The sequence below is a fragment of the Blastomonas sp. CCH1-A6 genome, assembly GCF_001556365.1.
Taxonomy (GTDB): Bacteria; Pseudomonadota; Alphaproteobacteria; order Sphingomonadales; family Sphingomonadaceae; genus Blastomonas; species Blastomonas ursincola.
Genome location: NZ_LSIS01000128.1, coordinates 1 through 9,211, shown reverse-complemented (window position 1 = coordinate 9,211; position 9,211 = coordinate 1). Strand labels below are relative to the sequence as shown.

Sequence of the window (9,211 nt, the reverse complement as noted above, 5' to 3'; positions counted from 1 at the left end):
CCCCCGGTCGCCGCACCCGAGCCCGTCGCTGTTGCACCTGCTCCTGCACCGGCAGCAGCGCCCGTTGCCGCGGCTCCGACTGCGCCTGCCGCTGCCCCCGTGGAAGCCGCTGCCGCTCCCGCCGAAAAGACCGAGACGCCCAAGCCCGCGCTCGTTTCGTCGCAGCCCGCTCCGGCGGCGCCTGCCGCGCCGGTTTCGCAATCGGTGCGCATCGATCTGCGCAAGCTCGATCAGCTGATCGACACCGTCGGCGAGATGATGATCGCGCAGGCGATGCTGGGCCAGCAGATGTCGACCTATGGCATGCGCAACAGCAGCGAACTCGCCATGCTCGAATCGCTGACCCGCGATGTGCAGGAACGCGCAATGGCGATCCGCGCCCAGCCGATCAGCACCGTGTTCAGCCGCGTTCCGCGTCTGCTGCGCGACCTGCAGGCGAGTACCGGCAAGAACATCAACCTGGAAGTCTCGGGCGAGACGACCGAAATCGACAAGACGATCATCGAGCGCCTTGGCGATCCGCTGACCCATCTCATCCGCAATGCCGCCGACCATGGCATCGAGGACGCGGCCACGCGCACCGCGAACGGCAAGAGCCCCGATGGCACGCTCAAGCTCTCGGCCGAGCAGCGTTCGGGCCGCATCCTCATCCGCATCGAGGATGACGGTCGCGGGATCGATCAGGCCAAGGTGCTCAAGAAGGCCGTCGAAAAGGGCCTTGTCGCCCCCGACGCCAACCTGTCGGCAGACGAGATCAACAACCTGATCTTCGCACCCGGCTTCTCCACCGCCGAAACGGTCTCGAGCATCTCGGGACGCGGCGTCGGCATGGACGTTGTCCGTCAGAACGTGAAGGATCTGGGCGGTCGCATCACGGTGAAAACCGAGCCCGGCGCGGGCACCAGCTTCATCCTGACGCTGCCGCTGACGCTCGCCATCGCCGACGGCATGACCGTCACGGTGGGTTCGCAGACGCTGGTGCTGCCGCTGTCGCACATCGTCGAAAACCTGCGTCCGGGCGAAGGCGAGATCCACCGCCTTGGCAACGGCCGCCTGATGCTCAAGGCGCGCGACCGGTTCATCCCGGTGGTCAATATCGCGCGTGCACTCGACCTCGATGGCGAGATCAACGATCCGACCGAGGCCGTGCTGATCATCGTCGATACCGAGCTGGCCGGCCAGGCTGCGCTGCTGGTGGATTCGATCGTCGACCAGCGCCAGATCGTCATCAAGAGCCTCAACGCAAACTATCGCTCGGTCGAATGCGTCGCAGGCGCGACCATTCTGGGTGACGGCCGCGTGGCACTGATCGTCGATGTCGATGGCCTGGTCGCTGCCGAAGCGGGCACGCAGAGCTATCGGGAGGTTGCGTGAACGCGCAGACCCTCTCTTTCGAGACGCTGCCGGGGATCAGCCGGGCCGTCTACTCGCCGGAGGATTTCGCCACCGTTCAGCGGCTGGCGCATGAAACTGCGGGTATCGTGCTGGTCCCGGCCAAGTCGATGCTGGTCTATTCGCGCCTGGCCCCGCTGGTGCGCGAATCGCGCTTCACCACCTTTTCCGATTATCTCGCCTCGCTGAAGGGCAATGAGGAAGAGCTGCGCCGGGTGATCTGCGCGCTGACCACCAACCACACCTATTTCTTCCGCGAAGACCATCATTTCGAGCATCTGGGCGAGGAAGTGGCCCCGGTGCTGATCGCCAAGGCGCGCAAGGGCCAGCCGGTGCGCATCTGGTCGGCGGGCTGCTCGAGCGGCGAGGAAACCTGGTCGATCGTCACCACGATCCTGGGCGAGGACCCGCGCATGGCGGCGACGCTGGCGGGCACCGATCTGCGCATCCTGGCGACCGATCTGGACGACAATGTGCTCAATACCGCGCGTGCAGCGAGCTATTCGACCGAGAATATCTCTGCGATGCCCGCCGAACTGCGCCGGTTGTGGACCCAGTCGAGCGGCGCCACCACCACGATCAACCCCCAGGTGCGCAACCTGGTGAGCTTCAACCGGCTCAACCTGTTGCATGACTGGCCGATGAAGCGTCAGTTCGACGTGATCTTCTGCCGCAACGTCATGATCTATTTCGACCAGCCGACCAAGGAACGGCTGGTGGCCCGGTTTGCAGATCAGCTGCTGCCCGGCGGGCATCTGTACATCGGCCATAGCGAGCGCGTTATTGGCCCTGCCGCTGCCCGTCTTACGCAAATCGGTAAGACTATTTACCTTAAGGAGGGCGCATGAGCATTCGTGTCCTGATCGTCGATGATTCTCCCACCATGCGTGCGCTGCTGGTCGAGGCCCTGCGCCCGGCTGCGGACATCCAGGTCGTGGGTACGGCGGTCGACGCGCGCGAGGCGCGCAGCATGATCAAGGCGCTCAACCCCGATGTCGTCACGCTCGACATCGAGATGCCGGGGATGAGCGGCCTGGAATTCCTCGAAAAGCTGATGACGCTGCGCCCGACGCCGGTCGTTATCGTGTCGGGCCTGGCGGAAAGCGGCTCGGCGATGACGGTGCGCGCGCTCGAGATCGGCGCGGTCGAATGCTATGCCAAGCCCAGCGGCGCTGCCGGCAATATCCTTGTGTCCGATCAGGGTCGCCTTGCCGAGATGATCCGCAACGCTGCCCAGGCCAAGGTGCAGGCGCATGACCGTGCCCGCCCTGCCCCGGCCCCGCGCCAGACGCTGGGATCGGCGCAGACCCGGCTGATCGCGATCGGCGCATCGACCGGCGGTGTGGAAGCGCTGCACGTGCTGCTGAGCCAGTTCCCCGCCGATTGCCCGCCCACCATGGTGGTGCAGCATATCAACGGCGCCTTTGCCGAAGCCGTCGCGCGCCGTCTCGATTCGGTCTGCGCGCCCAAGGTGATGATCGCCGAGCCCGACCTGCCGGTGCGTGCAGGCCATGTCTATATCGCGCCCGGCACCGAACGGCATCTGGAAGTGCGCGGCAGCAGCAATTCGGGCATGTATGTCCGCGCGCGGCCCGGCCCGAAGGTCAGCGGCCATCGCCCCAGCGTCGATGTGCTGTTCCATTCGGTCGCGGAAAATCTGGGCGCCGACGCCATCGGCATCCAGCTCACCGGCATGGGCAATGACGGCGCGCACGGGCTGCTCGCCATGGCCGAAAGCGGCGCAATGACCATTGCGCAGGACGAGGCGACCTCGGTCGTGTTCGGCATGCCAGGCGCGGCGATCGCGCTGGGCGCCGCCAGTGTGGTCGCGCCGATCCATCGCATCGCGCAGGTCGCCTTCGGAGGGGTCGCGCTATGCTGATGGAAACCATCGACTTTTCCAAGCACAAGCGGGTGCGCCTGATGGTCATGCAGGGCCAGGCGCGGGTGAGCGGCGATCCCAGGCTCGAGCTGACCACCGTGCTGGGCAGCTGCATCGCGTGCTGCCTGTACGACGCCTCGAACAATATCGGCGGCATGAACCATTTCCTGCTCGCCAGCCCGAGCAACGATTCCGGGCTCGACGAACATTATGGCGTGTACCTGATGGAAGTGCTGATCAACGAGATGCTGGCTTATGGCGCGGACCGCCGCATGCTGCGCGCGCATCTCTATGGCGGCGCCAACATGTCCAGCGGCATGAGCTGGATCGGCACGGCCAATGCCGAATTCGCGACCTCGTTCCTCAAGGCGGAGGGGATTCCGTTGGTCAGCCAGTCGGTCGGCGGCCCGTCCGCCCGCCGCGTCGATTTCCGCCCTTATCATGGCCAGGCGCGTTGCCGCATCGTCGACAACTCGCAGGCTCCGAAAGACCTGCCCACACCCAAGCCTCGTGAAGATCACGGCGATATTGAGCTGTTCTGAGAGAAGGACCCCGAAGATGACCTGTGCTCAAGAAAAGACCCGCATTCTGACGGTGGACGACAGTCCCAGCATGCGCGCGCTGCTCAAGCATGCGCTGACGGCGGAGGGATTCCATGTCGACCAGGCCGATGACGGCGTTTCCGCGCTCGATTGGCTTAAGGAGAACGAGTGCGATGTCGTTATTACAGACATCAACATGCCACGCATGGACGGCTTCGGCCTGATCGAGCACCTGCGCAAGGGCGCGATTCACGAGAATCGCCCGATCCTGGTGCTGACGACCGAGGCGTCCGAGGAAAAGAAGGCACAGGCGCGCCGGGCCGGTGCGACGGGATGGATCGTGAAGCCGTTCGACGCTGTGAAGCTCGCGGCTGCCGTCCGCCGCGTCACGCACTGATCCTGCTAGCCTGTTGTTGGGGGAAGAGAAATGAACCGTCAGCTGATCACGTTTGAAGTCGAAGGCCAGACCTTCGGAATCGACATCATGGGCATCCGCGAAATCCGCGCCTGGTCGCCCACCACCCGCCTGCCGCGCGTGCCCGATTACGTTGCCGGCGTCGTCAACCTGCGCGGCATCGTGCTGCCGGTGATTGATCTGGCGGCGCGCCTGGGCTGGAACAAGTCCAAGCCCGGCGAGCGGCACGTCATCATCGTCACCGAGGTCAACGGGCAGCTCAAGGGCATGATCGTCGATGCGGTGCGCGATATCGTGACCTTCGACCAGAGCGCGCTGCAGCCGCCGCCGACCACGGGCGATTCGGTGCTGCCCTTCCTCGAAGGGCTTGCCTCGCTCGACGACCGCATGGTGATGGTGCTCGACCTCGTCGCCCTCACCCATGAAATCGAATATGCCGACGCTGCCTGATCGCAGCCTGATTTCCCGTAACTGAAGGGTCAAACCAATGACTGCCGCCGCCCGTGTCCTGATTGTCGATGATTCCATCACCATGCGTGCGCTGTTCACCAGCGCGCTGGAAAAGGACAAGAATATTGAGGTGCTGGGCGCTGCCCGCGACGTCATCGAGGCGCGCGAGCTGATCGCCGAACTTCGCCCCAACGTGCTGACGCTCGACGTCGAAATGCCCGGCATGAACGGCATCGACTTCCTCGCCGAGCTGATGGCCGAGCGCCCCATTCCGGTGGTCATGCTCTCCACGCTGACCCAGAAGGGCGCGGACATCTCGCTCCGCGCGATCGAGCTGGGCGCGGTCGACTGCTTCCCCAAGCCGCAAAAGGCGACGGCGGAAGAATTCGCCAAGATCTCGGGCAAGCTGTGCAAGACTGTGCTGACCGCTGCGCGCACCAATCTGGAAGCGCGCGCCAAGGCCAAGGACGCGGTCGATCTCAGCGCCTCGTTCAACTATCGCTGGAACGGCCAGGTCATCGCGATCGCGGGCGGCATGGGCTCGATCGACCCGGCCACCGTGGCGGTCACCAGCCTGCCGACCAACTGCCCACCGACCATCGTGTCGCTGGCGATCGACGAGGCGCTCTCGGCCTCGCTGACGGCCAATCTCAACAAGGACTGCCGCGCGCAGATCAAGATCGCCGAAGACGGCGCACTGCTTGAACCGGGCATCATCCATGTCGCGGTCGATCCGCGCTATCATGTGGTGATCGACAGCTGGCCCAATGGCCGCATCCGCCTGGTCGAACGCGATCCCGTCAACGGTGCGCGTCCGTCAGCCGACCTGCTGATGGCATCGCTCGCCAAGACCGTCGGTGCCAAGGGTGTCGGCCTGCTGCTCTCGGGCGGTGGCGAAGATGGCGCCGCGGGCATGGGCGCGCTGCGTGCCGCGGAAGGCACCTGCCTGTTGCAGTCGCCCGACACCGCGCTGATCCCCGAAATGATCGGCGCCGCCATCGCCAAGGGCATCATGAACTTCGTGCCCCCGGCGGAATTCGGTGCACGTCTGTGCCCGCCCGACGAGGCGACGCAGAATGCTGCATGACCGCACGGCCCTGCGCGTCATTGCCGATCTGCTGCGCTCTACCGGGCATCTGACCGAACAGGTCGGCTCGTCGCTCTGCCAGGACGAGGAGACGGCTATCCGCAACCTGACGCTGCTGCAGGACATCGACCTGCTGGCGCAGCGTCAGGTCGCGATCGCCGAGATCCTGGAATCGGAGGACCTGTCGCAGTCGCTCGCCAATTGCCGGCTCGAATGGATCGCCAGCGCCTACCGCCCCGTCAGCAGCGGCCACGCGCCGGAGGCCTGACGCCGGATCACATGGCGGCGCCGCTGGCCATCCATAGCGCCATGGCGACCATCATGACGTTCTCAGTGAGCGAGACGAAGCCCAGCGGCACGCGCGAGCTGCCGCCGACACAGGCGCACTTGATGTCGCGCTTCTGCACATAGACCGCGTAGAAGACCGACACCGCGCCCACCGAACCGATGAACAGCGCGACCGGGATCGACACCCAGTCGAGCGCCCGCGCGAGCATCAGCACCCCGGCGAGCCCTTCGGCAAACGGGTAGATATAGGCATAAGGCAGCCAGCGCCAGGCCAGCAGGTCATAGCTCAGGAACATCGTCGCGAACGCATCGACATCCTGCAGCTTGGGCACCGCAAGCAGGCACATCGCCACTGCGATAAACGTCTCGATCGTCATCACCGACAGCAAGCTGCCCATGGTCAGCCAGCTGATCGCGCCCGCCATCAGCGCGGCCATCGCGAACAGCGCGATCACAGGCACATAGGAAACCGCATCCGCGTCCTTCACCTTCTTGCCGAAATATCGGCGCAGATCGTCATTCCCCCCGATCCTTGACCCGTCGATAAAGGTCTGCGGCGTGGTCTTGACCCCATGCTTCGCCTTGAACGCATCGGTCTCCTCGCGCGTCGTCAGCCAGTGATCCTCGACCGCGTAGCCCTGGCTCTCGAGCAGATACTTGCTCTTGAGGCCATAGGGGCAGACATGCTTATCCATCACCATGCGATGGAGCACGGCGGTCTTGCGCGCGGTCATTTCTTGACCTTCTCGAACAGCTCGATCAGCTCGTTGAACTTGATCCGCTGCTCGGCCGCATCGCCCGATGCGATCGCTTCCGACACGCAGCACGCGGCGTGATCCTTGAGGATCTCGCTCTCGGCCTTGGAGAGCGCCGCCTTCACCGCCTGCATCTGGTTGAGAATGTCGATGCAATACCGGTCCTGCTCGACCATCTGCGCGATGCCGCGCACCTGACCTTCGATGCGTTTCAAGCGGTTGAGGATTGCGGTTCTGTCCTTGGCCATGCTGGTCCCTCCAAAATGGCGTTGCATACCATAGGGGGGTATAGTATGTGCGCCGCAGAGGATAAGCAAGAACCATGCGCAGAGATTTTTCCAGACGATCCATCCTGACCGGCATCGGCGGCGGCCTCGGCCTGGCCGCCATGCCCGCCTGGGCGCAGGGCCACAGCATGCACGGCGGAAGCCATGGGCGCGGCGGCCCGCGCATTCCTGCCGGCTTCGACGAGGTGCGCGGGCCTGAGGTCAATCTCTCGATCGGCAGCGGCCATCGCATCGTCCAGGGGCGGCGCGGCCCGGGTATCGCGGTCAACGGCAGCGTGCCGGGACCGCTGATCCGCCTGACCGAAGGCGATACTGTTCGCCTCAATGTCACCAATACGCTCGATGTCGACAGCTCGGTGCACTGGCATGGGCTGCTGGTGCCGTTCCAGTATGACGGCGTGCCGGGCATCAGCTTTCCGGGGATCAGGCCGGGCGAGACCTTCACCTACGAATTCCCCGTGCGCCAGTCGGGCACCTACTGGTATCACAGCCATTCGGGGCTGCAGGAACAATCGGGCCATTACGGCCCGCTGATCATCGAGCCGAAGGGCGGCGAAACGATCGCGGTGGATCGCGACTATATCCTGCTGGTCAGCGATTTCACCACGCTCGACCCGCATTTCATCATGAAGCGGCTGCGCACCGGCGAGGGCTTTTTCAACCGGCAACAGAATACATGGACCGACGATTATCCGATGTCGGGCGAAGAGCGCCGGATGTGGGCCCAGATGCGGATGATGCCCACCGACATCGCCGATATCGGCGGCAAGACTTATACCTTCCTCGCCAATGGGCGCGGCCCGAAAGAGGGCATGGAATATCTGTTCAAGGCCGGTGAACGCATCCGCCTGCGCATCATCAACGGCGCGGCGATGACCTTCTTCAACATCCGCATCCCCGGCCTGCCGATGACCGTGATCGCGACCGACGGCCAGCGCGTGCGCCCGGTCGAGGTCGACGAACTGCAGATCGGCACGGCCGAGACCTATGACGTGATCCTCGAGCCGGGTTCCGCGCCTGCCTACAGCATCGTGGCCGAATCGATGGACCGGTCGGGCATGGCGCTCGCGACGCTAGCGAGCGCGCCGGGGCTGCGTGCCGAGGTGCCCGCACTGCGCGATCCGCCGCTGCTGACCATGGGCGACATGGGCATGAACCATGGCAACGGAATGGATCACGGTTCCATGGATCACGGTTCGATGGACCATGGCTCGGGCAGCATGAGCATGCAGGGCATGAAGATGCGCGACACCACGCTGCTGCCGCCCGACGTCAAGGTCGGCCCCGGCATCGACATGGTCTCGATGGCGCCGGTCGACAAGATGGGCGATCCGGGCCTTGGCCTGCGCGATGTGCCGCACCGCGTGCTCAACTATCGCATGCTCGCGGCGGCCGAACCCAATCCCGAAGCGCGCGAGCCGACCCGGCTGCTCGAACTGCACCTTACCGGCAACATGGAACGCTATATGTGGTCGTTCGACGGGCGCATGTACTCAGCGGTGAGCGACGTGCCGATCCGCTTCGCCTGGAACGAGCGCGTGCGGGTGAAGCTGGTCAACAACACGATGATGGCGCACCCCATCCATCTGCATGGGCTCTTCTTCGAGATGGTCAACGGCCAGTCGGCAGCGCTGCAGCCGCGCAAGAACACGATGATCGTTCAGCCGGGCGCGAGCGCGCAGTTCGACCTCACCGCCAACGAGCCGGGCGACTGGGCCTTCCACTGTCACCTGCTCTATCACATGCACGGTGGCATGATGCAGACCGTGACCGTCGCCGGGCCGGAGCGCGCGGCGTGAGGCGCGAGGCACTCGTCGCCGCCGCGCTGATCTCGCTCGCCAGCCCGGCGCTCGCCAGTCCGGCGCTGGCGCAGCCGCATCAGGGGCATGGCGACCATCAGGCTGCAGGCCCGCATGCCGGTCACCAGGATCCTCAAGCGCAGGAAAAAGCCGAGCCCGCCGACCCGCATCAGGGCATGGACCATGGCACGATGGACCATGGCGAGATGGATCACGGGGCGTCGGATCAGCGGGCGGTGGACCACAGCACCATGGATCATTCTGCCATGGGCCACGGCGCGCCGGAGCCTGCGGCTGCCTCACCCGGCCCCGAC

Annotated in this window: 11 protein-coding genes and 1 pseudogene; 10 read left to right on the top strand and 2 right to left on the bottom strand. The window is 65.0% G+C overall.

Translation table 11 applies throughout. From position 1 onward, the window contains the following. From AX735_RS05130 to AX735_RS05095, 8 genes are all read left to right on the top strand, one after another. The coding region (locus AX735_RS05130; protein WP_202189503.1) for a chemotaxis protein CheA at window positions 1-1,374 on the top strand (1,374 nt) is incomplete at its 5' end. Then, on the top strand, window positions 1,371-2,240 hold the full coding sequence (locus AX735_RS05125) for a CheR family methyltransferase (protein ID WP_066276671.1): 870 nt from the start codon (window positions 1,371-1,373) through the stop codon (window positions 2,238-2,240). The genes AX735_RS05130 and AX735_RS05125, both read left to right, overlap by 4 nt. Next, window positions 2,237-3,274 carry a protein-glutamate methylesterase/protein-glutamine glutaminase gene (locus AX735_RS05120; protein WP_066276669.1) on the top strand — a complete coding sequence of 346 codons (1,038 nt, stop codon included), beginning with the start codon at window positions 2,237-2,239 and terminating at the stop codon, window positions 3,272-3,274. Before AX735_RS05125 ends, AX735_RS05120 begins: the two co-directional genes overlap by 4 nt. Continuing rightward, entirely contained in the window at window positions 3,274-3,816 is a 543-nt protein-coding gene (locus tag AX735_RS05115) for a chemotaxis protein CheD (RefSeq protein ID WP_066276674.1), read from the top strand. The genes AX735_RS05120 and AX735_RS05115 overlap by 1 nt, the downstream gene beginning before the upstream one ends. Window positions 3,817-3,832: 16 nt before the next feature. Beyond that, window positions 3,833-4,213: a response regulator gene (locus AX735_RS05110; RefSeq protein ID WP_081096883.1), complete on the top strand. Its 381-nt coding sequence runs from the start codon at window positions 3,833-3,835 to the stop codon at window positions 4,211-4,213. Window positions 4,214-4,243: 30 nt separating this feature from the next. Beyond that, entirely contained in the window at window positions 4,244-4,681 is a 438-nt protein-coding gene (locus AX735_RS05105) for a chemotaxis protein CheW (protein ID WP_023836565.1), read from the top strand. A gap of 37 nt (window positions 4,682-4,718) precedes the next feature. Beyond that, the gene (locus AX735_RS05100) at window positions 4,719-5,768 is read left to right on the top strand and encodes a chemotaxis protein CheB (RefSeq protein WP_066276666.1); all 1,050 of its coding nucleotides are present in this window, start codon (window positions 4,719-4,721) and stop codon (window positions 5,766-5,768) included. Beyond that, complete coding sequence (locus tag AX735_RS05095; protein WP_066276659.1) at window positions 5,758-6,036, top strand: hypothetical protein; 279 nt, start codon at window positions 5,758-5,760, stop codon at window positions 6,034-6,036. Before AX735_RS05100 ends, AX735_RS05095 begins: the two co-directional genes overlap by 11 nt. 7 nt (window positions 6,037-6,043) lie before the next feature. On the opposite strand, the gene AX735_RS05090 is transcribed toward AX735_RS05095, so the two are convergent. Continuing rightward, window positions 6,044-6,790: a glutaredoxin family protein gene (locus tag AX735_RS05090; RefSeq protein WP_066276656.1), complete on the bottom strand. Its 747-nt coding sequence runs from the start codon at window positions 6,788-6,790 to the stop codon at window positions 6,044-6,046. Further along, the gene (locus AX735_RS05085) at window positions 6,787-7,059 is read right to left on the bottom strand and encodes a metal-sensitive transcriptional regulator (protein ID WP_066276652.1); all 273 of its coding nucleotides are present in this window, start codon (window positions 7,057-7,059) and stop codon (window positions 6,787-6,789) included. The genes AX735_RS05090 and AX735_RS05085 overlap by 4 nt, the downstream gene beginning before the upstream one ends. Before the next feature lie 74 nt (window positions 7,060-7,133). On the opposite strand from AX735_RS05085, the gene AX735_RS05080 reads away from it, so the two are divergent. Beyond that, complete coding sequence (locus tag AX735_RS05080; RefSeq protein WP_066276649.1) at window positions 7,134-8,897, top strand: copper resistance system multicopper oxidase; 1,764 nt, start codon at window positions 7,134-7,136, stop codon at window positions 8,895-8,897. Next, window positions 8,894-9,211: pseudogene (locus AX735_RS25645) on the top strand (hypothetical protein); the annotation flags it as partial. The gene AX735_RS05080 and the pseudogene AX735_RS25645, both read left to right, overlap by 4 nt.